General features: G+C 65.8%; 21 protein-coding genes and 1 tRNA gene. 9 read left to right on the forward strand and 13 right to left on the reverse strand.

Annotated elements, in window-relative coordinates:
* Positions 1-52: 52 nt before the first annotated feature.
* On the reverse strand, positions 53-3,718 hold the full coding sequence (locus RM532_RS09420; protein ID WP_311653072.1) for a beta strand repeat-containing protein: 3,666 nt from the start codon (positions 3,716-3,718) through the stop codon (positions 53-55).
* Positions 3,719-3,834: 116 nt separating this feature from the next.
* On the reverse strand, positions 3,835-6,417 hold the full coding sequence (gene clpB, locus RM532_RS09425) for an ATP-dependent chaperone ClpB (protein WP_349255297.1): 2,583 nt from the start codon (positions 6,415-6,417) through the stop codon (positions 3,835-3,837).
* Between the two features lie 130 nt (positions 6,418-6,547).
* Between clpB and RM532_RS09430 the strand changes: the two genes are divergently transcribed.
* Both RM532_RS09430 and RM532_RS09435 read left to right on the forward strand, forming a co-directional pair.
* Positions 6,548-7,273 carry an LOG family protein gene (locus tag RM532_RS09430; RefSeq protein ID WP_311653074.1) on the forward strand — a complete coding sequence of 242 codons (726 nt, stop codon included), beginning with the start codon at positions 6,548-6,550 and terminating at the stop codon, positions 7,271-7,273.
* Positions 7,254-8,273 (forward strand): M14 family zinc carboxypeptidase, encoded by a 1,020-nt coding sequence (locus RM532_RS09435; protein WP_311653075.1) that lies wholly within the window; start codon positions 7,254-7,256, stop codon positions 8,271-8,273. Before RM532_RS09430 ends, RM532_RS09435 begins: the two co-directional genes overlap by 20 nt.
* Positions 8,274-8,315: 42 nt before the next feature.
* Here RM532_RS09435 and RM532_RS09440 read toward each other — a convergent pair whose 3' ends face one another.
* Together RM532_RS09440 and RM532_RS09445 are read right to left on the reverse strand one after the other, a co-directional pair.
* Positions 8,316-9,092, reverse strand: a complete 777-nt coding sequence (locus tag RM532_RS09440; protein WP_311653076.1) for a TerC family protein — start codon at positions 9,090-9,092, stop codon at positions 8,316-8,318.
* Positions 9,093-9,170: 78 nt separating this feature from the next.
* A complete protein-coding gene (locus RM532_RS09445; protein ID WP_311653077.1) occupies positions 9,171-9,785 on the reverse strand; it encodes a TIGR04282 family arsenosugar biosynthesis glycosyltransferase in 615 nt (204 codons plus the stop codon).
* Between the two features lie 72 nt (positions 9,786-9,857).
* Here RM532_RS09445 and RM532_RS09450 point away from each other — a divergent pair.
* A tRNA-Ala gene (locus RM532_RS09450) sits at positions 9,858-9,933 on the forward strand.
* Positions 9,934-9,991: 58 nt separating this feature from the next.
* On the opposite strand, the gene RM532_RS09455 is transcribed toward RM532_RS09450, so the two are convergent.
* Entirely contained in the window at positions 9,992-12,310 is a 2,319-nt protein-coding gene (locus tag RM532_RS09455) for an ATP-dependent DNA helicase (RefSeq protein ID WP_311653078.1), read from the reverse strand.
* 166 nt (positions 12,311-12,476) lie between these two features.
* Entirely contained in the window at positions 12,477-13,505 is a 1,029-nt protein-coding gene (locus RM532_RS09460) for a transporter family protein (protein WP_311653079.1), read from the reverse strand.
* A gap of 233 nt (positions 13,506-13,738) precedes the next feature.
* Between RM532_RS09460 and RM532_RS09465 the strand changes: the two genes are divergently transcribed.
* The 4 genes from RM532_RS09465 (at position 13,739) to RM532_RS09480 (ending at position 16,654) form a co-directional block, all read left to right on the forward strand.
* The gene (locus tag RM532_RS09465; RefSeq protein WP_311653080.1) at positions 13,739-14,299 is read left to right on the forward strand and encodes a DUF2726 domain-containing protein; all 561 of its coding nucleotides are present in this window, start codon (positions 13,739-13,741) and stop codon (positions 14,297-14,299) included.
* Positions 14,300-14,417: 118 nt separating this feature from the next.
* The gene (locus tag RM532_RS09470; RefSeq protein ID WP_311653081.1) at positions 14,418-15,200 is read left to right on the forward strand and encodes an SDR family NAD(P)-dependent oxidoreductase; all 783 of its coding nucleotides are present in this window, start codon (positions 14,418-14,420) and stop codon (positions 15,198-15,200) included.
* A 65-nt stretch (positions 15,201-15,265) separates the two neighbouring features.
* Positions 15,266-15,901 (forward strand): GntR family transcriptional regulator, encoded by a 636-nt coding sequence (locus RM532_RS09475; RefSeq protein WP_311653082.1) that lies wholly within the window; start codon positions 15,266-15,268, stop codon positions 15,899-15,901.
* 12 nt (positions 15,902-15,913) lie between these two features.
* A complete protein-coding gene (locus RM532_RS09480; protein WP_311653083.1) occupies positions 15,914-16,654 on the forward strand; it encodes an SDR family NAD(P)-dependent oxidoreductase in 741 nt (246 codons plus the stop codon).
* Position 16,655: 1 nt separating this feature from the next.
* On the opposite strand, the gene RM532_RS09485 is transcribed toward RM532_RS09480, so the two are convergent.
* On the reverse strand, positions 16,656-17,837 hold the full coding sequence (locus RM532_RS09485) for a thiolase family protein (RefSeq protein WP_311653084.1): 1,182 nt from the start codon (positions 17,835-17,837) through the stop codon (positions 16,656-16,658).
* A 62-nt stretch (positions 17,838-17,899) separates the two neighbouring features.
* On the opposite strand from RM532_RS09485, the gene relB reads away from it, so the two are divergent.
* Both relB and RM532_RS09495 read left to right on the forward strand, forming a co-directional pair.
* Positions 17,900-18,115: a type II toxin-antitoxin system RelB family antitoxin gene (gene relB / locus RM532_RS09490; RefSeq protein ID WP_311653085.1), complete on the forward strand. Its 216-nt coding sequence runs from the start codon at positions 17,900-17,902 to the stop codon at positions 18,113-18,115.
* The gene (locus RM532_RS09495; RefSeq protein ID WP_311653086.1) at positions 18,081-18,365 is read left to right on the forward strand and encodes a type II toxin-antitoxin system RelE family toxin; all 285 of its coding nucleotides are present in this window, start codon (positions 18,081-18,083) and stop codon (positions 18,363-18,365) included. The genes relB and RM532_RS09495 overlap by 35 nt, the downstream gene beginning before the upstream one ends.
* A 134-nt stretch (positions 18,366-18,499) precedes the next feature.
* Here RM532_RS09495 and RM532_RS09500 read toward each other — a convergent pair whose 3' ends face one another.
* From RM532_RS09500 to RM532_RS09525, 6 genes are read right to left on the reverse strand one after another with little or no spacing between them, the layout of a single operon-like run.
* Complete coding sequence (locus tag RM532_RS09500; protein ID WP_311653087.1) at positions 18,500-19,954, reverse strand: hypothetical protein; 1,455 nt, start codon at positions 19,952-19,954, stop codon at positions 18,500-18,502.
* A 5-nt stretch (positions 19,955-19,959) separates the two neighbouring features.
* Entirely contained in the window at positions 19,960-21,330 is a 1,371-nt protein-coding gene (locus RM532_RS09505) for an acetyl-CoA carboxylase biotin carboxylase subunit (RefSeq protein ID WP_311653088.1), read from the reverse strand.
* A gap of 19 nt (positions 21,331-21,349) precedes the next feature.
* Positions 21,350-21,868: an acetyl-CoA carboxylase biotin carboxyl carrier protein gene (locus RM532_RS09510; RefSeq protein WP_311653089.1), complete on the reverse strand. Its 519-nt coding sequence runs from the start codon at positions 21,866-21,868 to the stop codon at positions 21,350-21,352.
* A 36-nt stretch (positions 21,869-21,904) separates the two neighbouring features.
* On the reverse strand, positions 21,905-23,698 hold the full coding sequence (locus RM532_RS09515; protein ID WP_311653090.1) for a pyruvate, phosphate dikinase: 1,794 nt from the start codon (positions 23,696-23,698) through the stop codon (positions 21,905-21,907).
* The gene (locus RM532_RS09520) at positions 23,695-24,297 is read right to left on the reverse strand and encodes a hypothetical protein (protein ID WP_311653091.1); all 603 of its coding nucleotides are present in this window, start codon (positions 24,295-24,297) and stop codon (positions 23,695-23,697) included. The genes RM532_RS09515 and RM532_RS09520 overlap by 4 nt, the downstream gene beginning before the upstream one ends.
* 6 nt (positions 24,298-24,303) lie before the next feature.
* Positions 24,304-25,788 (reverse strand): class I adenylate-forming enzyme family protein, encoded by a 1,485-nt coding sequence (locus RM532_RS09525; RefSeq protein WP_311653092.1) that lies wholly within the window; start codon positions 25,786-25,788, stop codon positions 24,304-24,306.
* Positions 25,789-25,885: the final 97 nt, after the last annotated feature.

The following is a 25,885-nucleotide window of genomic DNA, read 5'->3' on the forward strand; positions in this document are numbered from 1 at the left end:
AAGAAAAGGCCGGCCGCCTCTTGAGGAGGCGGCCGGCCTTGATCATCGTCAGCTATTCGCTGGAAATGGTGATGGCAGGACCTTCCAGCGGCAGATTGTCGGCTACTGCGTTGCCGGTCTGTCCCGTCGCGGTCACCTGGGTCAGCGTGAACTGGAGATTGCCGGTCGGGGGCATCATGCCGCCGCCGTCATCTCCGCCGCCGCCACCACCACCGCTGCCGCCACAGGCACTCAGGCCGACCGCCAGGGTCAATGCCGCGAGCGGCCAGGCAACGCGCCGCCGCAGACCGCCGAGGGTCGCGAGGACCATGAACAGGCCGCCACCGGCGAACAGCATCGAGCTGGTCGGCGTAATGGCCGTGCTGGTGTCCGCGGCGATGTCGATGACGATGATATAGCTTTCGTCGCCACCGTCCGCCATCAAGGTGCGTTCGGGATTCAGCGTGACGAAGAATTGCCCCGACGCGTTGATCTGAACATTCCCGATGGGCATGGCGCTGGCCTCACCGGAATCCAGATTACCGTTGCCGTTGTTGTCCAGATAGACGTCGGCATCCGCGATGTTGGCGCTGACATCACCGGTCACGGAACCATTGAACCCATCGACGTCCACTTCTTCGGCCGTGTTGTTGGTCAGGGTAAAGGCCAAGGCCGTCACGTTCTCGTCGCCCGGAGTCGCCGGTACTTCGGCTGGACCGTTGCCGGTCAGGGTCAGAACCGGGTTCTGCGTGAACTCCACCGCGCCAATGTCACAACCTTCAATGCCGTTACCGTCGCCGTCGAAGTCACGGACCACGCCGCGCTGATCCCGGTTGTCGATTGGTGCCGCATCACAGATGGTGTCATTGCCGGCGTCGACGGCCGGGCTGCCGAACGGGGCCACGTGAATCAGGGTGTTGCCGGACACGGTCAGCTCATCGAGCTGCGCGTCGCCGGTCAGAACATCCCCGGTGACACTGGCGCCGGACGTATTGCCGATGAAACTGGTATCGACGGTGACGTTGCCGAATGCATCCGGGCCGTCGTTGGTGCCCGGGTCGTCGATGTTGTTGTTGTCTACAATCGTGTTGTCGGCTGTGATGGAGGCTCCGTCCACGCTGGCAATGCCACCACCATTGGTCATCGAGTCGTTCTGGGTGACGGTGACGTTTATGAGTGTTGTGGTGCCGCCGTCATTGAAAACGCCACCACCGCCCCGCAGGCCGGCCGATACCGTGCTGCTGGCCGTGGCCACATTGCTCGAAATGGTGGAATTGGCCACCGTCAGCGTACCACCGGCGGAGTTCCATAGGCCGCCGCCCTCGGAGGCGGTATTGAACACGATTGCGCTGTCATCGATGGTGACGTCCCCCGCCCCCGTGGTGTGCAGGGCGCCGCCGTTGCCGGGGTTGTTGCCGGTGATGTTACCGCGGGCTTCATCCAGGCCGCCGATGACGGTCCGGGTGATTTCCACGGTGCCGGCGTTGTTCTCGATGCCGCCGCCGGCGCGCTGGGAGGTGTTGGCGAAGATCGAACTGCGGTCAATCGTCAGCGTGGCCGTCGCCTCGTCATTGGCATCGCCGTCGTTGAATGCGGCACCGCCGCTGCCGGAAGTGCCGGTGGCATCATTCCCGTTCAGGGTGCTGCTGGTGATGATGAGCGTGCCGGCCTGATTGAACACGCCGCCACCGCCCTGGTCGGCGGCGTCGCCGTTGGCGGTGTTGTTCTCGATGATGGAGTCGGTGACTGACATCTCGCCGGCGTTGTTCCAGAGTCCGCCGCCTTCCGCTGCCGTGTTGTTGCGGATGGTGCTGTTCATGACGACGATGTTGCCGTCACCGGTGACGTGCAGGCCGCCACCGTTGCCCGGGTTATCGCCGCCGTTGTTGCCGCTCAGCGTCACGTCGGTCAGCGTCACGGCATTTTCCGTGACCAGGGAGGCATCCTCGATGCCACCGCCGGCGCGATTGGCGTTATTCCCGGTGATGCTGCTGCTGGTGATCTCCGCCGTGCCGTTGACGGCGTTGAAGATGCCGCCGCCGCTGCCGAGGGTGCCGTCCGCCCGGTTGCCGCTGATCGTGGTGTTGTCCCGAACGATGAGGGTGCCACCGTTGTTGAAGATGCCGCCGCCGCCATCATCGGCCGCGTCACCGCTGGCGGTATTGGTCTGGATGACGGCATCTTCGACGATCATCGTTCCGGCGCCATTCCAGAGGGCACCGCCTTCCCTGGCCGCGGTGTTGTTGCGATAGGTGCCGCCGAAGATTTCGATCCGGGTCACGCCCTCGCCATCACTGACGTGCAGGAAGCCGCCATTGCCGGGATTGGCCGGCGTATCGCCGATGGCGCCGGTGCGGTTGCCGTCGGCGGTGATGCCGGAGATCCGCAGGTCGTCGGGATTGCCGGAGGCATCCTCGATCCCGCCACCCGCGCGAACTGCCGCATTGCCGCTGTAGTTTCCGCCGTTGATGGTCAGACGTCCGGCGCTGGAATCGGTTTGGCCGTTGAAGATGGCGCCGCCGCTGCCCGACGCGCCGTTGGCCAGGTTGTTGCTGAAGTCGGCCTGATTCACATTGACGACGCCGCCGTTGTTGAACAGAGCGCCGCCACCATCGTCTGCCGCGGGCCCCGAGGCGACGTTTTCCGCGTAGCTTCCGTTGGACACGGTCATGGTCTGGCCGGCGTTGTTCCACAGCGCTCCGCCCTCGCGGGCAGCGATGTTGCCCGTGGCCGTTACGTTTGTGAAGTCTGTATCGCCCGCGGTGATGTGCACGGCGCCGCCATTGCCTGGATTGGGCGCGTTGCCGCCCGCGTTGTTCTGCGCGAAAGCGGTTTCACTGAACATGGCGCTGCCGTCCAGTTGCTCGACGCCGCCGCCGGCGCGCAACGCCGTATTGCCGCTGATGTTGCCGCGGGTCACGTTCAGGTTGCCGGCGTTGAGAATGCCGCCCCCGTTGCCGGCGGTACCGGTAACGCTGTTGCCGAGAATGTCGCTGTCCTCGAGGAACAGGTTGCCGCTGTTGAAGATTCCGCCCCCGCCTTCGCCTGCAGCATCCGCGGTGGATTCATTGCCGGTAACGAGCGTATTGATCAGCGTCAGGCGGTTGGATGATGTGCCGGCGCCGGTGGAGTTGTGAATGCCGGCACCATTCCCGTTCTCGGGATCGCCCGCGGCGGCGAAGCCGTTGGCCACGATCAGGTTCTGAAACGTGACGTTGCCGCTGTTTCCGACTGCGGTTGGGTCGGTATCGACGAAAAACACGCGAGCATTGTCGCCACCGCTGATAGCCATGCGGTTTTGGTCAACGGAGTCGCCATCGTTACCACCAAGCAAAGACCCTAGCCCGTCGACCAGCGCGCCCAGCAGGTCACCGGACTCGGGCGCTTGTACGAAGCCATCGATTAACACGTCATCCTGGATGCGCAGGCTGCCTTCCGTGAGAACGATAATCTGTCCTTCACTTGCCAGGTCGACATCATCAAAATTGATGGTGTCGCCATCATCATCTCCCATTGAGCCGCTGTCGTTGCATGCGTCCTCGCTGCCGGCGCCATTCGCAAGGGCAACGGCCTCTCGCAGGGTGCATTCACCGTCGTCAAACTCGTTGTCCGCCGTGGTGGTCACGGTGAATGTCGCCGCATGGGCTGACGTGGCAAGCGCCCCTCCTGCGAGCAGCGAAACGAGAATGCCGCTCGAGAAAAGTCGACGCGGAAAGATGCCGGTTGTTCCCCAGTGCATGACGGATACCCCTGACGTGATTGCTGTAAAGGCGAGTTTAACGCCTAAGCAAGCCAGAGGGCGGGCAGCCTGTCAAACCGTGGGCTGCCCGCCCGCCTGGAGAAGGTATCCGTGTGTTAGGCGGCCTCGCGAAAGGCCAGCCCGCCACCATCCTCGACGTTCACGCGGATGCAGTGACCCGGGCCGAATTCGCCGGCCAGGATGCGCTTGGCCAGCGGATTCTCGACCTGGGTCTGGATCGCCCGCTTGAGCGGCCGGGCGCCGTAGACGGGGTCGAAACCGGCTTCTGCCAGCTTGTCCAGGGCTTGATCGGTGATCTCGATGCGGATATCGCGCTCGGCCAGCCGGGCTTCCAGGTGCTGCATCTGGATGCGGGCAATCGAGCGGATCTGCTCGCGGCCCAGCGGATGGAAGACCACGGTTTCGTCGATGCGGTTGATGAATTCCGGGCGGAAGTGGGATCCGACCACTTCCATGACGGATTCCTTCATGGTGTCGTAGTCGTCCTCGCCGGCCAGTTCCTGGATCAGCTGGCTGCCGAGGTTGGAGGTCATCACGATCACCGCGTTGCGAAAGTCCACCGTGCGGCCGTGGCCGTCGGTCAGGCGACCGTCGTCGAGCACCTGCAGCAGGATGTTGAAGACTTCCGAATGGGCTTTTTCCACCTCGTCCAGCAGGATCACGGCATAGGGCTTGCGGCGCACGGCTTCGGTCAGATACCCGCCTTCCTCGTAGCCGACATAGCCGGGCGGGGCGCCGATCAGCCGGGCCACGGAATGGCGTTCCATGAACTCGGACATATCGATGCGGACCATGGCCTCTTCGGTATCGAACAGGAAGGTGGCCAGGGCCTTGCAAAGCTCGGTTTTGCCCACGCCGGTGGGGCCCAGGAACAGGAACGAGCCGATCGGGCGGTTGGGATCGGAAAGGCCGGAGCGGGCCCGGCGGATGGCATCGGAAACGGCCGAAACCGCCTCGTCCTGGCCGATCACCCGTTCGTGCAGTGCCTGCTCCATGCGCAGCAGCTTGTCGCGTTCGGCTTCGAGCATCCGCGCGACCGGCACGCCGGTCCACTTGGACACGATCTCGGCAATTTCCTCCTCGGTGACGCTGTTGCGCAGCAGGCGGTTGCCGGATGAATCGGCCTCCGCGGCCTGGGCTTCGGCGAGTTTCTTCTCCAGTTCCGGGATGCGGCCGTACTCGAACTCCGCCGCGCGGTTCAGATCGCCGGCCCGGCGGGCGGCATCCTTTTCGTGGCGGGCGCGGTCGAGCTCTTCCTTGAGGCTGGCTGCGCCGGTGAGCGTCGCCTTCTCGGCAGTCCAGATTTCCTCCAGATCAGCGTATTCCCGCTCGGCCTGCTCGATGTCGGATTCGAGTTTCTCCAGCCGCTTCTTCGAGGCCTCGTCGGATTCCTTCTTGAGCGCTTCCCGCTCCATCTTGAGCTGGATCAGCCGCCGGTCCAGTACATCGAGTTCTTCCGGCTTGGAGTCGATTTCGATGCGGATGCGGCTGGCGGCTTCGTCGATCAGGTCGATCGCCTTGTCCGGCAGCTTGCGGTCGGTGATGTAGCGCTGCGACAGCCGCGCGGCGGCGATGATCGCACCGTCGGTGATATCAACGCCGTGGTGAACTTCGTAGCGTTCCTTGAGGCCGCGCAGGATGGCGACCGTGTCCTCCATGTCCGGCTCATCGACCAGCACCTTCTGGAAGCGCCGCTCGAGCGCCGCGTCCTTTTCGATGTTCTGGCGATATTCGTTAAGCGTGGTGGCGCCGATGCAATGCAGCTCGCCGCGGGCCAGGGCCGGCTTGAGCATGTTGCCCGCATCCATGGCGCCCTCGGCCTTGCCGGCGCCGACCAGTGTGTGGATTTCGTCGATGAACAGGATGATCCGGCCTTCCTGTTTCGACAGGTCGGTGAGTACGCCCTTCAGTCGCTCCTCGAAGTCGCCACGGTACTTGGCGCCCGCCAGCATCGCGCCCAGGTCCAGCGACAGCACGCGCTTGTCCTTCAGTCCCTCGGGGACCTCGCGGTTGATGATGCGCTGGGCCAGGCCTTCCACGATGGCGGTCTTGCCCACGCCGGGGTCGCCCACCAGGGCGGGGTTGTTCTTGGTGCGGCGGGACAGAACCTGAATGACGCGACGGATTTCCTCGTCACGACCGATCACCGGGTCCAGCTTGCCCTGTTCGGCCCGTTCGGTCAGGTCGATGGTGTACTTGTCCAGGGCGCCGCGCTGTTCCTCGGCGTTCGGATCGTTGACGGCCTCGCCGCCGCGGACCTTGTCGATGGTGGTGCTCAGGTTGTCCTTGCTGGCACCGGCATCGCGCAGGAGCTTGCCCAGCGTGCCCTTGTCGTCGACCGCCGCCAGCGCGAACAGTTCGCTGGAAATGTAGGCATCGCCGCGCTGCTGGGCGGCCTTGTCGGTCAGGTTCAGCAGGCGGTTGAGCTCACTGCTCACGCCGACGTCGCCGGTGGCCTGCTGCAGTGTGGGCAGACTCTCCAGCGCCTGCTGCAGACCGGCGCGCAGTCCGCGGACGTCCACCCCGGCGTTGTCCAGCAATTGATGTACGCTGCCGCCCTGCTGATCGAGCAGCGCGAGCATCAGATGGGCGGGCTCGATCTGGGTATGATCGCGGCCGACCGCCAGGCTTTGCGCTTCCATCAGCGCCTGCTGGAATTTGCTCGTGAGTTTGTCCATTCGCATGTGGTGCGTCCTCGCAATTGGGTACCGGCGCCGGGCGCCGTTTACAGTTGTGGATAACTTGCGGGCGCGGCCCGGGCTTTCAAGCGGGGCCGGACACGAAAAACGATCGCGACAGAGGTAATCGATGACCAAGTCGTACAAGAACCCGGAATTCATGATGGGGCCGGAGGCCCGGCCGCTGCGGATCCTGGCAGAATACCTGGAGCCGCAGGAACGGCTGCAGGCCCAGCAGGTGAATCGCGCGCTGATCTTCTTCGGCTCGGCGCGGCTAAAACCCGGCCGGCACGATCCGGTGAACGAGAGCGTGGACTACTACGATCAGGCCCGGCTACTCGCCGCCCGGCTGGCGCGATGGACCATCGATACGCATACCCCGGGACAACGCTACTTCATCTGTACCGGTGGCGGGCCGGGGATCATGGAGGCTGCCAACCGCGGCGCGGCCGATGTCGACCGATCCCTGTCGATGGGGCTGAATATCTCGTTGCCGCATGAACAGTCTGCCAATCCCTATCTGAGCGAGCCGCTGAATTTCGAATTCCATTATTTCTTCATGCGCAAGTTCTGGTTCATGAACGTGGCGCATGCTTTGATCATTTTCCCCGGCGGCTTCGGCACCATGGACGAGTTGTTCGAGGTGCTGACGCTGATCCAGACTGGAAAGCAACGCCGCATGCCGGTGATTCTCTACGGCAGCGAATTCTGGCGCCGCCTGATCAATTTCGACGTGTTCGTGGAGATGGGGCTTATCAGCCAGGATGACCGTGAGCTCATTCACATGGTCGACCATGTCAACGAGGCTTTCGAGGTGCTGCGTGCCGCGCTTCCGGATGTCGAGTCAGAGGCGTAACGCCGGCCACTGGTCCGCGGCACTGGTCGGCGTCATCCTGCTGGCGCTGGCGGCGTGCAGTCGTGATGCGGCATTCGAGCGCAAGACGCCGGACTTGCCCGCTGCCGTCGAGACGCCCGCCACGTTGCCGCATGAACGCAGCAGAATGTTGTTCGCCGAGGCCCACTCGGAACCTGCACGTGCGACAGTCGATGCGGCTGCGGTGCTCGACGATTGGTGCTCGGCACTGGCCGATCGCCTGCACAGCGTGGCGAAAGCCGACTGCGCCAGCGGTTTCGAATTGACCGGCCATGAATCCGTGCACGGGCGGCCGATCATCGTGCGGCCGGTGCGAGCCAGTCGTCAGACGCCCAAGGGTCGGGTGCTGCTCATCGGCGGCACCCATGGCGACGAACTCACCTCCGTGAGTCTGGTGTTCTGGTGGTTGTCCTGGCTGGAGGCAACCGGCAGCGCCTATCACTGGCGCATCATTCCGGCGATGAATCCGGATGGGCTGTTCGCCCGGCCTGCGCAGCGGGTCAACGCCAACGGGGTCGATCTGAACCGGAATCTGCCCACGCCGGGATGGGAAACCGCCAGCCAGGACTACTGGCGTGACACCGGCCGCAGCGAGCGGCGGTTCCCCGGTGATGCCGCGGCCAGCGAACCGGAAACCCGGTGGCTGGTCGACGAGATCACCCATTACCGGCCGGATGTCATCGTCACCCTGCATGCGCCCTACGGGGTTCTGGACTACGACGGCGAACCGGCGCCGCCCGCGCGGCTGGGGCCGCTGAAGCTGAATCGTCTCGGGGTATTCCCCGGATCGCTGGGCAACTATGGCGCGCGATACCTGGATATTCCCGTGGTGACAGTGGAACTTGGCCACGCCACCCGCATGCCAGCGGCCGGTCAGGCCCGGGCCATGTGGCAGGACCTGACCCGCTGGCTGGATCGCCGTATCGCGCCGCGTGTGCGTCAGGCCGAGCGCCGCGCCGATGAACCGGCCGCTGGCGGCTGACCCGGGCGTCGCGCAGACGCCACGCGATAGCTTTTCCGGCTTTTACGGTGCCGACGCCTGGTCGGCATCATCCTCGCGATAGCGGTTGTGCAGTTTCACCGGCGCGCGTTTGCGGCTGGCACGTAATCGGAGGTTGAGCATTTCCACCCCCAGGGAAAAGCCCATCGCAAAGTAGATATAGCCCTTGGGAATGTGGAACGACAGGCCCTCGGCGATCAGCGTCACCCCGATCAGGATCAGGAAAGACAGGGCCAGCATCTTCACGGTGGGGTGATCGTCGACGAAGCGGCCGACCGGCCCCGCAGCCACCATCATCACCACGATGGATACCACGATCGCGGCGATCATCACCGGCACATGCTCGGCCAGGCCGACGGCGGTGATGACCGAATCCAGCGAGAACACCATGTCCAGCACCGCGATCTGGGCGATCACCGCCCCCATGGTGGCGGTGGCCTTGGCGGAACCGCTGTCCGATTCGCCGCCTTCTTCCAGGCTGTGGTGGATTTCCAGCGTGCTCTTGCCGAGCAGGAACAGGCCACCCACGATCAGGATGATGTCGCGCCAGGACACCTCGAACCCGCCCAGGGCGAATAGCGGCTCGGTCAGCCCCATGATCCAGGCGATCGACAGAAGCAGTACCACCCGCATGCCAAGAGCCAGTGACAGGCCGATCATGCGGGCCTTCTGACGCTGCTCTACCGGCAGCCGGCCGGCCAGGATCGAGATGAACACGATATTGTCGATGCCCAGCACGATCTCCAGCGCGGCCAGCGTCAGAAAGGCGATCCAGACATTCGGGTCGGCGAGAAGCTCCATAGCGATTCCCTGGTGAGACTCGGGTGATTGCGAGCGACTTTAGCGTATCCGGGCGGGCGCGTGAGTGCCCTCGTCAGGTCAGTCGAACGAGCCGGCGCGGCGGGCCCGCTGCCAATCCCGCGGGTGGTCGACATCGGTCAGCGGCCGTGTCTCCCGCCAGCGCCATCCCAGCCGACGCAGGCGATGCCGGCTCTGGCCGATCACACGTGATGTGCTCCAGCTTACGCCCTGGAACAGCTGCGCGGCCGGCGCATGCAAGCCCACCAGCGCATAGCCGCCATCTTCTGTCGGGCCGATGACGGCATCGTGTCCGGCTTTCAGCGCGGTCAGGGCATCGTCGAGATCGGCCACGGTCAGGCTCGGGCAGTCGCTGCCGAGCAGCAGGACGGGGCCGATGCCCTCGCGAAGCTGCCCGGCAAGGGCTCGATGCATGCGCTGGCCCAGATCGCCCGGTGGCTGGCGATGCAGCCGGCAGCCGAAGCGGCGCCGTAGCTGATGAAAGACGGGGTGACGGGTGTCGGGGGCACACGCAAGATGAACGCTTGACGCACCGGTGCAAGAGGCTATTGCGACCGTTCGCGTGAGCATGGCGCGATAGACACGGGCGGCACGCACCGTGCCGATGCCGCGGGCCAGCCGCGACTTGCAGGCACCGGGTATCGGTGCCCGGGCAAAGATGAGGATCTCAGCCACGGCCGTTTCCCGGTGCCGGGACAGGAATTGTTGAACCCGTAAATTGCATCGGTGCTAGAATACGCCGCCGTCGGGGCCGTAGCTCAGTTGGGAGAGCGCAGCAATCGCACTGCTGAGGTCGCCGGTTCGATTCCGGCCGGCTCCACCATGTTTCGTATTCGAACAAGGGCCCGCATGTGCGGGCCCTTGTCGTTTGAGCATGCCGTTCACGGGCCGCTGGCCCGCAGATGCGGCGGCATCAGGCACTGGATATCGGGGTTTCGCCACCGCGGATCAATAAGCCAGACGCTGCCTTCGTCCCGGGTCGAGCGGATCACCCGGCCAGCTGCCTGCACTACCTTGCGCAGGCCCGGATACAGATAGGTGAATCGGTATCCCTCGCCGGCGCCCATCAGAGTCTCGATGCGTCGGGCCGTGCGCTGGTTGCGATCGTCGAATGCCGGCAGTCCCAGCGTGACAATGAACGCCCCCACCAGCCGGTCGCCGGGCAGGTCGATGCCCTCGCTGAACACGCCACCGAGCACGGCGAACACCACTTGTTGCGCGGATGGTTCGAATGCCGCCAGCAGGCGCCTGCGGTCCCGATCCGACATCGCCGGCGTCTGTCGGCAGCAGGAAACCTCGGGACAGTCCCGTTCGAAGGTATCCGCCACTGTGCGCAGATACGCGAAGCTGCTGAAGCACACCAGATAGTTGCCCGGCCGGCGGCGCGCGACACGGCCGATCAGGGCCGCGATGGGGGCGGCCGACGCACGGCGCATCGCCGGCGCGGTGGGGATGTCGGTCACATGCCGCACCTGCAACTGCTCGCGCCGGAATGCGCTGGGCGCGTCGCATACCGGAACATCGGGTTCGAAACCGAGCATCCGCTGGTAGAACGATACCGGTGACAGCGTGGCGGAAAAGGCGATCACGCTGACGGCGCTGTTCAGCCGCGGCGCCAGATGCGGGCCCGGCACCACATTGTCGATGGCCACCCGGGTGAGGTTTTCCCGGAACAGGCCCTGTTGCCGTTCGGTGCGGGTGATATCGCAGAACGAATGCGGGCCGAAAGCCTCGGTCAGGCGCAGCAGCGCCAACACGGCGAAGCAGATTTCCAGCAGCGCCTGGTCCGCCCCGTCCGGGTCGTGGGCGAGATAGGCGGTGATCGCGGCGGCGGTGCTGGTCAGGGTCTGGGAGACCTGTGTCGGCAGGGCCCGGGTGTCGGCGTTAATGTTGTCTTCCACGCTGGGCTCCAGCGTGGACAGGGCCCGGTCCAGCGCCTGCAACGCGGGCCGTACGGCGCCGGGCAGGCCGGCGGCCGCCGCGCGCAGTTCGGCCTGGTCCAGAGCGGCCGAGTACATGGTCCGGGCGCGGTCGATCAGGTTATGGGCTTCGTCGACCAGTACGGCTACCCGCCAGCGGTACTCGCGGGTCAGCGCGTGCAGCAGTGCGCTCTGATCGAAGTAGTAGTGATAATCGCCGATCACCACATCCGACCAGTGCGCCATTTCCTGGCCCAGATAGTAGGGGCAGACCCGGTGCGCCGCGGCGATGGTCTTCAGGCGCAGCGGGGTCAGCTCATGATGTTCCGCAGCGGCCTGCCGGGCGGCGGGCAGGCGGTCGAAGAAACCCCGGGCCAGCGGACAGGACTGGCCGTGACAGGCCTTGTCCGGATGCTCGCAGGCGCGATCGCGGGCGGCGAGCACCAGCCGCCGCAGCGGCAACGGCCGCTCATCAACCGCCAGGCTGTCCAGCGCCTTGACCGCCTCCTGCTGCGCCGAGGTCTTGGCGGTCAGATATAACAGCCGGTCCAGCTGCCCGTTGCCGAGTGCGGCCAGAGCGGGATAGAGCGTGCCCAGCGTCTTGCCCACGCCGGTCGGTGCCTGGGCCAGCAGATCGGTTTGCTCGCGGATGGCGGTATCCACGGCGGTCATCAGCTGCGCCTGCCCGACCGTCGGCTGGGCATGGGGAAAGGTCAGGTCCCGCAGGGCGGCATTGCGACGCCGGACGTGATCGGCCTGGGCATCGGCCCATTTCAGGTAGCAGTCCGCCTGTTCGATCAGTGCGGCCTCGAGCGCGTCAGCGTCAGCCAACCAGGGCTCGACATGTTCCTGCCGGTGATCCACGTCGTAATACACGAGTCGCAGTTCGATCCGGGTCAGCCGGTGTTCCCGGCAGTACAGGGCGCCATAGGTCTCCAGCTGGGCCCGGTGCAGAGCCCGATGGTTCTCCGGTATCCGGTCGTAACGGCCGCGAAAGGTCTTGATCTCCTCGATCGCCAGCGGGCTGGCCGCGACGCCGTCAATCCGCCCGCTCAGGCGAAGGCCGTTGATTATCCCGGTGATCGGCACCTCGGTGTGGTAATCGCCGGGCCGGCGTCTGGCCACGGCGGCATGACCGGCCATCCCCTGGGCGGCGGTGGGGGAGGGCGTAAAGCGGTGGTCGAGATCCCCGCGGCGGGCCACGAAGGCGCAGAACGCGCGCACCGATGCGGAAAACGCCGGCGCATAAGTCGCCTTGTTGGCGATGCTACTGATGCTCAAGACTTCCGGCCCGGGACGGTCTGCCGGGATGAACTGCCCGGTGGTCCGGACGGTCGGACGCCATGACCGGCAAATGCCGGGCGGGGTACATGAGGGGGTCACGGCATCTGCACATGGCGGCCGATCTTGCCATGCCGCCTGCCGGCCGCGAAGCCGGCTGCGGTAGTCAGGGGGCGTATTGCCAGCCCACCACCAGCATGCCGTCGCTTTCCAGTTGCGGCCCGTCCAGCCGCTGATACACGGGGTACAGCAGTTCGACCGCAAGGCGGTGGCCCACCAGCCCGCTGCCGGCCTGCCAGTTCATTCCCAAACCGACATCCGCACGGGCGCCGCCGCGCAGATCGCTCTCGGCGGTGGGGATGAAACCGATGTTGGCCACTGCCAACTCGCGATCCTGCCCATCGTAATTGTTCCAGTCGCGTGCCGCCAGGCGGGCAGACAGACTAATGCCCTCGCTGACCGGCCGGGCCAGCCAGCCGCTGGCCTCGAACATTTCGCCCTGCGAGTAATCGTTGTCGTTGCGTCCGAGCCGGAACGTGGCCAGAGCCTGGGTGCCCCAGCTCCAGATGCCGGTGTCGCCGCGCCAGGTCAATCCGATCCGCGGGTCGAAGGTGCCGCTGCCCAGTTGCATGGGGTAGGGCAGTTGCGCGGGGCAGTTGCCCATCATCCGGCAGCGGGGGGTGTCGTCGCGTTCGTCGATGGAGCCGGTGGGCAAACTGAGACCCAGATCGAGCAGCAGGCTGTGGCGGGGCGTGTCATGCAGCCGCAGGATGCCGCCGATGGAGGCATCGCCGATGCCTCTCGACTCGGTGGTGAAACGGGTGCCGTTGCGCACCCGATGGTCCATTTCCTTCTCGACGTAGGGCAGCATCGCCATCAGGGTGAGGTGGTCGCTGACGGCGAACATGGCGCCCAGCATGTGCATCTCGGTGGTCATCTCCAGCGGCGCGACAGTGAACCCTTGCCCGGCCGGGTTGGTGATCTCGGCCGGGCTGATATCGTCGCGGCCGAGCCGGTTGCCGTCCATGTGCATGCGCATGTAGCGATACGAGAACATCCATTCCCCGGTCTCGTGGGCATGGTCGCCATGCACACCGATCGGGGCGTGGCCGTCGGGCCCGGCGAACGCGAAGCCGTCATGGGCAAAAGCGGGGGCTGTGAACAGCATCAGGATGAGAGCGGTAAGCCGGGTCATGGCAGGTATATCCGAGAGGATGACAACAATGGCCGCGAAGCCTAAGTGGCCCGGGTGGAACTGACCATGCGGCAGAATGTCGCACCTGCCGTTGGTTCCCGGCCGGGCATGGCGCTAAAGTAAGCGTCCCGACCCGGACGGGCAGTTTCTCTCGCTATACGGCAAGCATGGACGCAACTCTATTGGACTTCTGGTCGGCATCGCCCTCGCTTCGGTTGCTGGCCGCTTTACTCGTGTTTTTGTTTGCGCTCTGGCTGCTGGTACGGCTTTGGCGTCGCCGCCGGTCCGGTCAGCCCGATTCCGCGCCGGGCTATGAACGCGCCGGCGCACTGCTGGGCGAAAACGACCGGGCCTTCTATCGCCAGCTGGCCGAGGCGGTGGGTTCGCGTGGTCAGGTATTCGCCCGGGTTCAGGCCGCATCGGTGGTGCTGCCCCGCAAGGGCATGCCGCGTCGCCAGTGGCAGCAGGCCTTTGGGCGGCTGGCGATGCGGCGGTTCGAGTTCGTGATCTGCCATGCCGGCAACGGCGAACCGCAGGTGGTAATCGACACCGGCAACGAGGCTCGGCGCGGTGACCCGTTCCTGAAGGATGCCTGCCAGGCTGCCGGCGTCCCCGTGGTGCGGCTGGATCCGGACGAGGGCCTGTCGGTTGCTGCCATTGGCAAGAAGCTTGAGCCGTTTCTCTACGACCGTTACGACAGTATCGAAAACATTTCTCCGCGCCGGGCCCTGCATGTGCCGGTCGACGACACGGCGTTCGCCGATAGCGATCCGCTGGGACCGATAACCCGCTAGTCAGCTGCAAGGGCCGGGGTTGCTGTAGCAACAAAATTATAGGACAACATTGTCTGATTGTTCGCGTTAGACTCGGATTCACAGGGTGACGGGAATCCAACATGGTGCAGGAGGAGGCATGAGCAGACTTCAGAACAAGATTGCAGTGATCACGGGCGCCGGTACGGGTATCGGCCGTGCCTGCATGCAGCTGTTTGCCGGGCAGGGGGCCACCGTGGTGGGCTGCTCGCGTACCCAGAGGAATCTCGACGACACCCTCGCCCTGGTGACCGGCGAGGGCGGCAAGGGCATGGTGGTGCCAGCGGATCTGTCATCCGAGGCCGGGGCGCAGAAACTCATCGACGCGACGCTGGCTGAGTACGGCCGCATCGATGTACTCGTGAATGCCGCGGGTGTGGGTTATTCCTGGGCCAACGAGTCGGAAGGCTCGATGGGCTCGGTGACGGACACACCGCCGGACAAGTGGCGCGAAGTGATGGCCATCGATCTGGATTCGGTCTATCTGGTGTCGAGACTGGCCATCCAGGCGATGCAGAAGCAGGGCAGCGGCGCGGTGGTGAATATCGCGTCGGTACTCGGGTTTGTCGGCAATCCGGATGCCCATGCCTATACGGCGGCCAAGGGCGCCATCATCAACCTCACCCGCTCGATGTGCGCGACCTACACCGCCGACGGTATCCGTACCAACTGCGTGGCGCCCGGCTTCATCGATACGCCGATGATCGCCAGCCATGTCAGTCTGTTTGACGACGAGGCGGTGGCCGACCGGCTATGCCCGATGCACCGCCCCGGCCAGCCGGAGGAAATCGCCCAGGGGTGCCTGTTCCTGGCCTCGGATGAAGCCAGCTACGTCAACGGCACCACGCTGGTGATTGACGGCGGGACGCTGGCACGGATCTAGGGTTCCACGTGGCTACCGCGGCCGGGTTGGCCCCGGCGGATAAACCGAGCTCGCCGGCCCGCGTGATGACCGCGATTACTCGCGGGATCGAGAACGGCCGGTATGTGCCCGGCCAGCGACTGGTCGAGGCCGATCTGACCCGCGAACTCGGCGTGAGTCGCGGCCCGGTGCGGGAAGCGTTCAAGCGTCTTGCCGGCGAGGGCGTATTGACCATCACCCGGCACCGGGGCGCGTTCATCCGCGCGCAGACCCGCACGGAAGTGCGGGATACCCTGATCGTTCTGGAATCGCTCACCGGGCTGGCGGCCAAGCTGGCGGCCCGCCGCATCAATGAACCGGGGTGTCGCGAGCAGGTGGAACAGGCCCGCGAACGGATCCGCCAGTACGAGAATACCGGCGAGACGATGTCGTTTCTGGCCGAACGGCGCGCCTTCTACGACCTGCTGATCGTGATCGGCGACAACCGCGAACTCAGCCGCATCATGCCGCAGATGCAGATAAGCCTGTTGCGCCTGCAGTTTCAGGGTTACATCACCCGCAAGCAGCACGAGAACCAGTACGAGGAACTCTGCGCTATCGCCGATGCGGTGCTGGCGGGGGACGCCAAGCGGGCCGAGCGGGCCACCCGCCTGCATCTCAGACGCCGACGGGTCAGCCTGATCGCCCTGCCGGATGAAGCCTATGCGGCCGCCGAACGCTGACAGGACGCCGGGATGAGTGTCCTCGTTACCGGCGGGACTCGCGGTATCGGGCTGGCAGTGGCGCGCTCGTTTGCGGCGCCGGGTCGACGGGTATTCGTCAACTACCGGGAAGATCGGGCCGCCGCCGAGTCGGCGATGGCCATGCTGGAATCGCAGGGCGCGGTCGCTGAAGCGATTGCCGCCGATGTCGGCACGCCGGCTGGTTGTGCGGCGCTGCTTGCCGCTGTGGCAAGCAGCGGCGAGCCGCTGGATCAGCTGGTGCACTGCGCGGTACGCCCGCTGCCGGGCCCGGTGCTGGAGGTCGACCCCGATGCCTTCAATACCGCCGTGCAGGTCAACGGCATGAGTCTCATGTATCTCGTGCAGGCGGCACTGCCGTACATGCGCCGTGGCTCGAGCGTGATCTATCTGACCAGCCGCGGTGGCCGGGTGGTGATTCCGAATTATGCCGCTATCGGCGTGGCCAAGGCCCTGGCCGAAAGCCTGATGCGGTATCTGGCGGTGGAACTCGCCCCGCGCGGCATCCGGATCAATGCGGTAGCGCCCGGCATTGTTGAAACCCGGGCGGTGACCACCCTGTTCGGCGAGCAGGCGCGGCAACTGGTGGACCATGCGGCTGCGAGCAACCCCAGCGGGCGCGGTGTAACCGATGAGGATTACACCAGCCTCATCCACTGGCTGGCCTCCGATGCGGCGGCCTATATCCAGGGCCAGGTGGTCTACGTCAACGGCGGCGCCAATCTGATGGCGTGATTCAGAGGCGTTCGATCAGGGTGGCGTTGGCCATGCCACCGGATTCGCACATGGTCTGCAGGCCGTAGCGGCCGTTCGTTTCCTCCAGGATCCGAAGCAGGTTTCCCAGCAGGCGAGTGCCCGATGCGCCAACCGGATGGCCCAGGGCAATGGCGCCGCCATGCACGTTGACGCGTTCAGGGTCGGCGCCCAGTTCCTTCTGCCAGGCCAGTACCACGGAGGCGAAGGCCTCGTTGACCTCGAAGGCATCGACCGCGCCCAGTGCCAGCCCGGCTCGTGCCAGCAGTTTGCGGGTGGCCGGTATCGGGCCGGTCAGCATCATCAGGGGGTTGTCGCCGACCACGGCGAAATGCGTGACCGCCGCGCGCGGGGTCAGGCCCAGCCGCGAGGCCGTGCTCTCCTCGGCAATCAGTACCGCGCCGGCCCCGTCGGTCACCTGGCTGCTGTTGCCGGCGGTCACTGACCAGTTGATGCCGGGAAAGCGGGCCTGCATGCGTTCGGACTCGAACGCCGGCGGCAGGCCGCCGAGCTTTTCCAGCGTGCTGTTGCGGCGCAGCCCCTCGTCCCGATCGACAGTGTTGCCCTCCACATCGATCGACGCGATGTCGCGCGCCGTCGAGCCGCTGTCTTCGGCCGCCGCCGCCCGCTGGTGCGAACGCAGCGCGTACGCATCCATGTCGTCCCGCGACAGGTTCCAGTGTGCGGCGATCAGCTCGGCGGAGATGCCCTGGCCGACCAGGCCGTCGGGATAACGTGCCGCGAAACGCGGGCCCAGATTGTCCCGGTCCAGACGATTGGCCTTCATCGGCACCCGGCTCATCATCTCCACGCCGCCGGCGATCACCAGATCATGCGCCCCGGCGATCACGCCCTGGGCGGCGAAGTCCACCGCCTGCTGGGCGGAGCCACACTTGCGATCCAGCGACACCGCCGGCACCGATTCCGGCAGGCCGGCGGCCAGCACCGCCTGACGCCCGATGTTGGCCGCCTGTTCGCCCACTTGCAGCACGCAGCCGGTGATCACGTCCTCGATCAGCGCCGGGTCGAAGTCGTTGCGTTGAACCAGCGCGTCCAGCACATGGGCGTACAGGTCCACCGGGTGCATCGGCGCCAGCGCGCCGTCCGGGCGAGCGCGACCGAAGGGAGTGCGGACCAGGTCGATGATGACGGCGCGGCGGGTCATGGCGTGGACTGCGGATTGGCGTAGACTATACGTGTATTGCAAATCGCCGCCGGAGGCCTCCCGTGCTTGCCATTCGTCTGCCCAGGGACATCGAAGAGCGCCTGATCCGTCTGGCCGAGAAGACTGGACGTACCAAGACCTACTATGTGCGTGAAGCGATTCTCGAACATATCGAAGACCTCGAGGATACCTATCTGGCCGAGGAGCGCCTGAAGGCGTCCGATGCGCCGCTCTGGAGTCTGGATGACCTGGAGCGCGGGGTTGACCTGGAGCGTTGAGTTCGATGACCGGGCCAGGCGTGAGCTCCGGAAACTCGATCCGCCGGTCCAGCGTGATTTGTTGGCGTTTTTACGCGAACGTATTGTCACTGCCGAGGATCCGCGCCGTTTCGGCAAGCCGCTGCGCCACGGGATGCAGGGGCTATGGCGGTATCGGCTCGGCTCGTATCGACTGATCTGTCGGATCGAGGATTCACGCATCACGGTACTGGTGCTGGCGGTCGGCCACCGAAAGACCGTCTATCGCTGAAAGGCCCGATTCCTCTCTCCCGCACGCGGGCGAGGGGAGTGACAATGCCGATTCCGCGTTCCCCTCTCCCGCGTGCGGGAGAGGGGTCAGGGGAGAGGATTGCAGGTTGGGCACCATGCGCGGCGACACCGGATTCACCGCCGCAGCGTCAGATCCATGGCCGCGGACTGGATCTGCACCAGCGGCGAGCGGGCCGTCTTCATCAGGTGTTGTGCCTGGGCCAGTTCCGGTGAGGACAGCAGCGGGAAGTCGCGCCTGACCGGGCCGGCGGCCCACATGCGTTCGAGGTCCGCCTGGGGCACCAGGGCGCGTAGGATCAGTTCGTCGTCGTTGCTGGTGCCGTAGCGCTGACGCAGTTCGTCGATGGAGGGCTGTTCGGGCGGGTTGGCCAGCACGGCCCTCGCCCGGGGGGCGTTCAGAATGCGGTCCTTCACGTCCTCGTCGATCGGTGCGACCGGGTCGCCGTAGAAGCCGGCGGCATACTGGATCACCTCATCCGGCACGGTACCGTAGCGCTTGCCGGTGACGAGATTGAGCACCGCCTGGGTGCCCACCAGCTGCGAGAACGGCGTGGCCATGCCGGGATAGCCCAGCTCCCGGCGCACGATCGCGGTTTCCTCCAGCACATCCTCGAAGCGGTCGGACAGACCGTGCTGCACCAGCTGGGCCTTGAGCGTGCCAAGCATGCCGCCGGGAATCTGATGCCGGGCGGCCAGCAGATCGTACTCGTAGTACTGGTTCACCGGAAAACCGGCTGCCTTGCCCACGGCTTCCATGTGCTCGGCGACCGGGGCCAGCTTCGACTTGTCGATGTTGTGGGTGTGCCCCATGCGTTCGACGTTTTTGACCATGACCTCGGTGGAGGGAACCGAGGCACCGTTGGCTAGCGGCCTGGAGGCGGTGTGGATAATGTTCACGCCCAGTTCGATGGCGTCGATATAGGCTCGTGCCGACATGCCCAGAATGTTGTTGGAGTGGAATTCGACGGGCTTGCCGCGGGCATTGGCCTTGATCGCCGGGATCAGGGTTTCCATGCGGTCACGTTCAAGCACGCCGGCGGTGTCGTAGAGCAGGATGGTGTCGATGTCGTCGCAGGCCGAAAGCTTGTCGGCCTTGTCGGCGTAGTATTCGTCGGTGTGCACCGGGCTCATGGTGAACATGATCGAGCCGGCTACCTCGGAGCCGAACTCCTTGGCCACTCCGGCCAGCCGGTGCATCTTGTCGACGTTGAACAGCACGTCGTAGATCCAGAACGAGCGGCAGCCGTGCACGTTGAGCTGGCGCATCCAGGCATCCATCAACGCGTCAGGCGTGACCCCGAAGGTCACCGAGGCGTTGGCGCGCATGCCGCCGCGGATGGGCGTGTTCGGCATGGATTCCACCAGCAGATCCAGGCCCTCCCAGGGATTTTCCCGGCAGTATTTGATCAGCACCTCGAACATCGACGAGCCGGTCAGGTCGATCACGCGGAAGCCGGCCTGGTCCTGGATGGGGCTGATCGGCAGCGCCATGCCGGCCTGCATGCGCATGCCCCACAGGCTCTGCTGGCCGTCGCGGAAGGTGCAGTCGAGAAAGTCGATATGGGCCATGGCTTTCAGCAATCCTTGTCTTGGGCGAACGCCGGCAGGCCGGTCTGCTCCAGCCAGCGGGTGTCGATGCGGTTAGCGGCAAAATCCGGGTGTGCGGCGATGAAACGCTGCATCGGCAGGTTGGTGGCGATGCCCTCGATCTCGAAGTCATCCAGAGCCGACTGCAGTCGTTGCACCGCCTGCGCGCGGTCGTCGCCGTGCACGATCAGCTTGCCGATCATGCTGTCGTAGAACGGCGGAATCAGGCTGTCCGCGGTGCAGTGCGAGTCCAGGCGGAGATGCTCGCCGGTCGGCGGCCGCCAGGCGGTGATCCGGCCGGGGGAGGGCCGGAAATCCTGGTTCGGGTCCTCGGCGTTGAGGCGTACTTCGATGGCGTGACCGTCGATGCGGATATCATCCTGCGACAAGCCGAGGTCCTCGCCACCGGCCAGCCGTAGCTGGCAGGCCACCAGGTCGCGGCCGGTGGCCATCTCTGTGACCGGATGCTCCACCTGGATGCGGGCGTTGACCTCGATGAAGTGGAAATCCTGGCGCTCGACGTCGTACAGGAACTCCACCGTGCCGGCGTTGCGGTAGTGCACGCCGGCCGCCAGATCCACCGCGGCGGCGTGCAGCTGCGTGCGCACGTCGTCGGGCATGGCGGCGCAGGGGGCCTCCTCCACCACCTTTTGGTAGCGCCGCTGCACCGAACAGTCGCGTTCGCCGAAATGCCAGACGCCGCCTTCGCCGTCGCCCAGAATCTGCACCTCCACGTGACGGGCAGTCTCGATGTAGCGTTCCAGGTAGAGGGAGCCGTCGCCGAACGCCGCCTGGGCCTCGTTAGACGCGCGCTCGAACGAGGCCGCGATCTCGTCGCGGCTGCGGGCCACGAACATGCCCTTGCCGCCGCCGCCGGCCGAGGCCTTCATGACCACGGGGTAACCCAGCTCGTCCGCGGCATCGGCGGCGTCATTCGCATCGGTGAGCAGCGGGCTGCCCGGCACCAGTGGTACGCCGTTGCGCTGTGCCAGTTCGCGGGCACGAAGCTTGTCGCCCACCTGATCGATGGTTTCGGGCCGGGGGCCGACGAAGATCAGCCCCTCGTCCTCGCACAGCCTCGCGAACTCGGCTCGTTCCGACAGAAAGCCATAGCCGGGGTGCACGGCGTCGCAACCAGTGGCCAGCGCGGCGTGCACCACCAACCGGCTATCAAGGTAGGACTTTCCGGCCGGCGCCGGGCCGAGTACCACCACCCGTTCGGCTGTCTCGGCGCCCAGGCCGTCGCGGTCGGCGGCGGACACGCCCAGCACGGTCTCGATGTTAAGGGTCTGCGCCGCGCGGATCACGCGCAGGGCGATCTCTCCGCGGTTGGCAACGAACAGTCGACGAATAGGCATGACTCGGTGCTGAGTCCGCCTACGCGGGCTCGACGTAGAGCAGCGGCTGGTCGTGCTCGACCATCTCACCGTCAGTCACACAGATGCGGCGCACGGTACCGGCCACACCGCCGGTTACCGGAGTGAACAGCTTCATCACTTCGATCAGACAGACCTCGGTATCCGCCTCTATTGCCTGACCTTCTTCCACATAGGGCGGCGCGCCGGGTTTGGGCGATCGGTAGAAGGTGCCCAGATTCGGCGCCTTGATGGCTACCCAGTGATCGGGAACGCCGTCATCACCGGCGGCAGCTTGTGGCGCCGGTGCGGATGGTGCAGCAGCCGCCTGCCCGGGTGCGGACGCCGTGGCCGCGGATGGCGGGGCCGGTGCCGCGGACGGCCCCCGATCGATGCCGCGCGCCTGGCCGTCCTTGCTGACGAACAGGTGGGTATCGCCCACCCGCAGGTCAAGCTCGCGCCAGTCGGAGGCCTCGAACTGCTCCAGCAGGTGGTTGATGTCCTCGGCGGTCAGGCCCGCCGGTTTGTCTCGCTCGGTCATTGGATGTTGCTCATGGGCTGTGTCTCGGACGGCCGGCTACCGCCGGCCCTGGGACTGGCTTTCCGGTGTCGGCCGGCTTTCATTCGGCCCGTTGCCGGCAGCGATTGCCGCCAGCAACGGGGGCAGGGTGGGTTCGGCGACGATGAATGTCAGGCCGGCGGCCACCGCCGCGGCCACGCCTTCGTCGCTGGCAATGGCGCCGCCGCGCGCCGCGGTATGACCGGTCAGCAGGCCAGCCAGGCGTTCGGGATCCTCGCCGCCTTCGATCCGGTCAAGGTCCAGGATATGGCTTTCCGCCGGCGCATCCTCGGGGCGGTAGACGGCCAGCGGGCTGGCCTCGGCCGCCCAGGTCAGCAATTGGGCCAGACGTTTGTCGGCCCGTTCGTCGGGGATCACCACGTCCAGCGCGCCGGCGTAGATTGCCCCCGCCGTTCCGTCCACGGTTACCGTTCGGCCGGCCAGGGCGGTGACGCTGACGTCCCCGCAGCCGACGACGCAGGGCAGGCCCAGTGAACGCCCGACCACTGCCGCGTGCGAGGTGGAGCCGCCCTGTTCCGTGACAACCGCGGTGGCCGAGAGCATGCCGTGAACATCGTCGGGACTGGTGGTGGCGCGGGCCAGTACCACCGCCTCGCCGGCTGCATGTCGCCGTTCGGCCTCGTCGGAATCGGTCACCACGATGCCCACGCCAACGCCTGGCGAGGCGCCCTGGCCGGTGGCAAGCGTCTCCGCGCGATCGGCCACGCCCTCGGCCAGATGCGGTTTGAGCAGACTGCGGGCCTGGGACGCCGTAACCCGCTCGAGGACCTGCTGGCGGTTGATGCGACCCTCGACCGCCATTTCCACCGCGGCACGCACGGCCGCCGCCGGCGCCCGCTTGGCGGTCCGCGATTGCAGTAGGTAAAGCGTGCCGTGCTGCACCGTGAATTCGATGTCCTGGATGTCCCCGTTCTCGGCCTCCAGCGTGTCGCCGGCCTGCATCAGCTGGTCATGGATCGCGGGCAACGCCGTCGCCAGTTCCTCGATGCGCTGCGGGGTGAACCGGCCGGAGACCACATCCTCGCCCTGGGCCCGGGCGAGATACTCGCCGTAGGGCTTGCGCTCCCCGGTTAACGGGTCGCGGGTGAACAGCACGCCGGTGCCGCTGGTGTCGTCGAGATTGCCGAACACCATGGCCTGAACCGTCACCGCCGTTCCCAGATCGTCCGGAATGCCATGGTGCTTGCGATAGCGTTTGGCCCGGCGTGATTGCCAGGAATCGAACACCGCGCGCACGGCTGCGGCAAGCTGCTCGTGCACGTCCTGCGGCACGCCCTGCGGCGTGGATTGCTCGATCGAGGCGCGCCACGCGGCCGGTTCGCTGTCGGGATCGAGATCCGGGTCGGGCAGCTTGAGCACGATGCCCGCGTAGAGTTCGTGAAACCGCCGGTAGGTGTCGCGGGCGAAACGCTCGTCGCCGGCTTCGGCGGCCAGCGCGGCCATGGTGGTTTCGTTGATCCCGAGGTTGAGGATGGTGTCCATCATCCCGGGCATGGAAATCGCCGCACCGGAACGTACCGAGATCAGCAGCGGCGAGGGCCCGGATCCGAAGGTTCGGTCGGTGCATTCTTCAAGCCAGGCCACGCCCGCGGCCAGCTCGTCCGTCAGGCCGGGTGGCAGGTCGCCTTGGGCCTGATAGGCGGCGCAGGCCTCGGTGGTCACCACGAATGCCGGCGGCACCGGCAGATCCAGCGAGCGCATGCGCGCGATAGACCAGGCCTTGCCGCCGATGCGTTCGCGCGGCGGCGGGGCGCTGCCGTCTAGGATGACTGTCCAGCGGGGCTCGCTCATTCCGAACGCTGGTTGCCGGTGATGCGCAGGAGATCCTCGTGCAGCTCGAACCACACGGTGTGGTAGCTCTCGGTGCGCGCGTCGCTGACCCAGGCGGTGTCGCCGTCCTCGGCCTTCTCGAGCGCGGCCAGCAGCTTATCCTTGTAGAGGGACAGGCGCGGGAGCTTGGCTGCCAGCCGGTCGAGCACGCCTTCCACCCGCTCGTGCACGTCCCCGAGCCTGTCGATGACCGCGTCGTCATACGCGGAATCGGAATGATCATTGGGGACCTGCTCGCCGCCCACCGTCATGGTCTGCCATTCGGTGATGACCTGTTTCAGATCGACATTGATCTTCTCGAAATCCTGGTAGGCGGCCAGGAAGCCGTCATCCTCACGCAGGCCACTAAAGGCTTTGCGGTATTCGCCGTTCAGCGCCATCTGGGCGGCCGGCGCCAGCATCACCTTGTCGCCGGCCTGCTGGACGCGGCCGGCGGCGACGGCGTCGTCGACAATCTGCTGCACGGCGTCCCGGTCCAGGCCGGTGATGCCGGCCACCTCGTCCACGGTGGCGTGCTTCTTGATGGCGATGCCGTGCAGCACCAGATGCTTGGCTTGCATGGGGTTTTATTCCTCTCTTTCGGCGATCAGGCGTTCGCGGACTTCGCGACGCAGGATCTTGTTGGCGCCGCTCTTGGGTAGCTCCGGCCAGACGTCGATGCCCTTGGGGCGCTTGAAGTTGGCCAGATGTTCCTTCGCATGGGCGAGCAGGGCATCGGTGTCCAGATCCGGTCGGCCGGCGACCACGGCGTGCACGAGATCGCCCCATTTTTCGTCCGGCAGGCCCACGACCGCGGCTTCCACGACTCCCTCGAAGGCCAGCAGCACATCCTCCACCTCGCGGGGATAGATGTTGAAGCCACCGGAAATGAGCATGTCGTTCTTGCGATCGAGGATGTAGAAGAAGCCGTCCTCGTCCATGGAGCCAATGTCGCCGGTGTGCAGCCACCCATTTCGGAACGCCTTGTCGGTGGCCTCGGGGCGATTCCAGTAATAGGCCATGGTCTGCGGGCCGCGGGTGACGATTTCACCGATCTCGCCGGGGGGCAGGGGATTGTCGTCGTCGTCGAACACCGCCACGTCGGCGCAGGGGAACGGCCGACCGCAGGAGCCGATGCGGTCGTGATCCTCCGGTTTCAGGCAGCTGATGACCATGGGTGATTCGGCCTGCCCGTAGACCTGGGCGAAAACCCGGCCGAAGCGAGTCTCGCCGCGTTCCAGCAGCCGCGGGGCGATTGGCGAGGCACCGTAAGCGATGCGGCGAAACCGGAGATCCGCGCCGTCGACCCCGGGAGCTTCCAGAATCATCGCCAGCATGGTCGGCACCAGGAACGTCAGGGTGGCGCCACTGGCATGGCCCAGTTCGACGAACGCCTGCGCATCGAATTTCGGCATGATCAGCGAATGCACCCCGCGCACGATGGCCGGCAGGAAGAACGCCCCGGAGGCATGGGCGATGGGGGCCGCGTGGAGGAAGGTATCGCCTTCACGCATGTCAGGCATCAGGTCCGACAGAAACGACGAGATCTCCCACAGTTCGCCGCCTGTCGTCAGCGTCACGCCCTTGGGCTTGCCGGTGGTGCCGCCGGTGAAGCCCAGGCGGTAGGGCGCGTCCAGCGGGCGGTCCACGGCACACGGGGTCCGGTCGCCTTCGGCAATCATTTGTGTCAGCTGGTTCGGCTCGATGTTGATCTCGGCATCCAGTCCGTCGATGCCGGCATGGATGATGCCCCGACTGCCGCTTTCTTCAAGCTTGTAGCGATGATCGTCGAGCGTCTCGCGCGTGTTCAGGCCCACCCGGACCAGTCCGGACTTGGCCAGCGCGTAGTAGGCGATCAGACAGTCGATGCCGTTGGGCATCAGCACGCCGACGCGTTCGCTCGGCGACAGGCCGAGCGTCAGCAGTGCGTTGCCCAGGCGGTCGGTGGCGGCGTCGAACTCGGCGAAGCTGATGGTGCGTTCGCCCTCGGTCAGACAGGGCGCCTCCCCGAACTGCTGCGCGGCGCGGCGGATCAGACTGCCGATCTGCATGGCGTTGGCGGTTGGCGTCATTTCAGGATGCACTCAAGGAAGAAGGAAACCGCTAAATGAAGAAGGAACCGCAGATTTCGCAGATTGCGCAGATTTATGAATAGGAAGGATGGAAAAT

This window comes from Spectribacter hydrogenoxidans, assembly GCF_031846275.1.
GTDB lineage: Bacteria > Pseudomonadota > Gammaproteobacteria > Nevskiales > Salinisphaeraceae > Spectribacter > Spectribacter hydrogenoxidans.

Excerpts from the sequence above, each read along its gene's own strand:
- RM532_RS09420 (WP_311653072.1), bottom strand. The coding sequence starts at position 3,718 with ATGCACTGGGGAACAACCGGCATCTTTCCGCGTCGACTTTTCTCGAGC.
- clpB (WP_349255297.1), bottom strand. The coding sequence starts at position 6,417 with ATGGACAAACTCACGAGCAAATTCCAGCAGGCGCTGATGGAAGCGCAA.
- RM532_RS09430 (WP_311653074.1), top strand. The coding sequence starts at position 6,548 with ATGACCAAGTCGTACAAGAACCCGGAATTCATGATGGGGCCGGAGGCC.
- RM532_RS09435 (WP_311653075.1), top strand. The coding sequence starts at position 7,254 with ATGTCGAGTCAGAGGCGTAACGCCGGCCACTGGTCCGCGGCACTGGTC.
- RM532_RS09440 (WP_311653076.1), bottom strand. The coding sequence starts at position 9,092 with ATGGAGCTTCTCGCCGACCCGAATGTCTGGATCGCCTTTCTGACGCTG.
- RM532_RS09460 (WP_311653079.1), bottom strand. The coding sequence starts at position 13,505 with ATGACCCGGCTTACCGCTCTCATCCTGATGCTGTTCACAGCCCCCGCT.
- RM532_RS09470 (WP_311653081.1), top strand. The coding sequence starts at position 14,418 with ATGAGCAGACTTCAGAACAAGATTGCAGTGATCACGGGCGCCGGTACG.
- RM532_RS09475 (WP_311653082.1), top strand. The coding sequence starts at position 15,266 with ATGACCGCGATTACTCGCGGGATCGAGAACGGCCGGTATGTGCCCGGC.
- RM532_RS09480 (WP_311653083.1), top strand. The coding sequence starts at position 15,914 with ATGAGTGTCCTCGTTACCGGCGGGACTCGCGGTATCGGGCTGGCAGTG.
- RM532_RS09485 (WP_311653084.1), bottom strand. The coding sequence starts at position 17,837 with ATGACCCGCCGCGCCGTCATCATCGACCTGGTCCGCACTCCCTTCGGT.
- RM532_RS09495 (WP_311653086.1), top strand. The coding sequence starts at position 18,081 with ATGACCTGGAGCGCGGGGTTGACCTGGAGCGTTGAGTTCGATGACCGG.
- RM532_RS09500 (WP_311653087.1), bottom strand. The coding sequence starts at position 19,954 with ATGGCCCATATCGACTTTCTCGACTGCACCTTCCGCGACGGCCAGCAG.
- RM532_RS09505 (WP_311653088.1), bottom strand. The coding sequence starts at position 21,330 with ATGCCTATTCGTCGACTGTTCGTTGCCAACCGCGGAGAGATCGCCCTG.
- RM532_RS09510 (WP_311653089.1), bottom strand. The coding sequence starts at position 21,868 with ATGACCGAGCGAGACAAACCGGCGGGCCTGACCGCCGAGGACATCAAC.
- RM532_RS09515 (WP_311653090.1), bottom strand. The coding sequence starts at position 23,698 with ATGAGCGAGCCCCGCTGGACAGTCATCCTAGACGGCAGCGCCCCGCCG.
- RM532_RS09520 (WP_311653091.1), bottom strand. The coding sequence starts at position 24,297 with ATGCAAGCCAAGCATCTGGTGCTGCACGGCATCGCCATCAAGAAGCAC.
- RM532_RS09525 (WP_311653092.1), bottom strand. The coding sequence starts at position 25,788 with ATGACGCCAACCGCCAACGCCATGCAGATCGGCAGTCTGATCCGCCGC.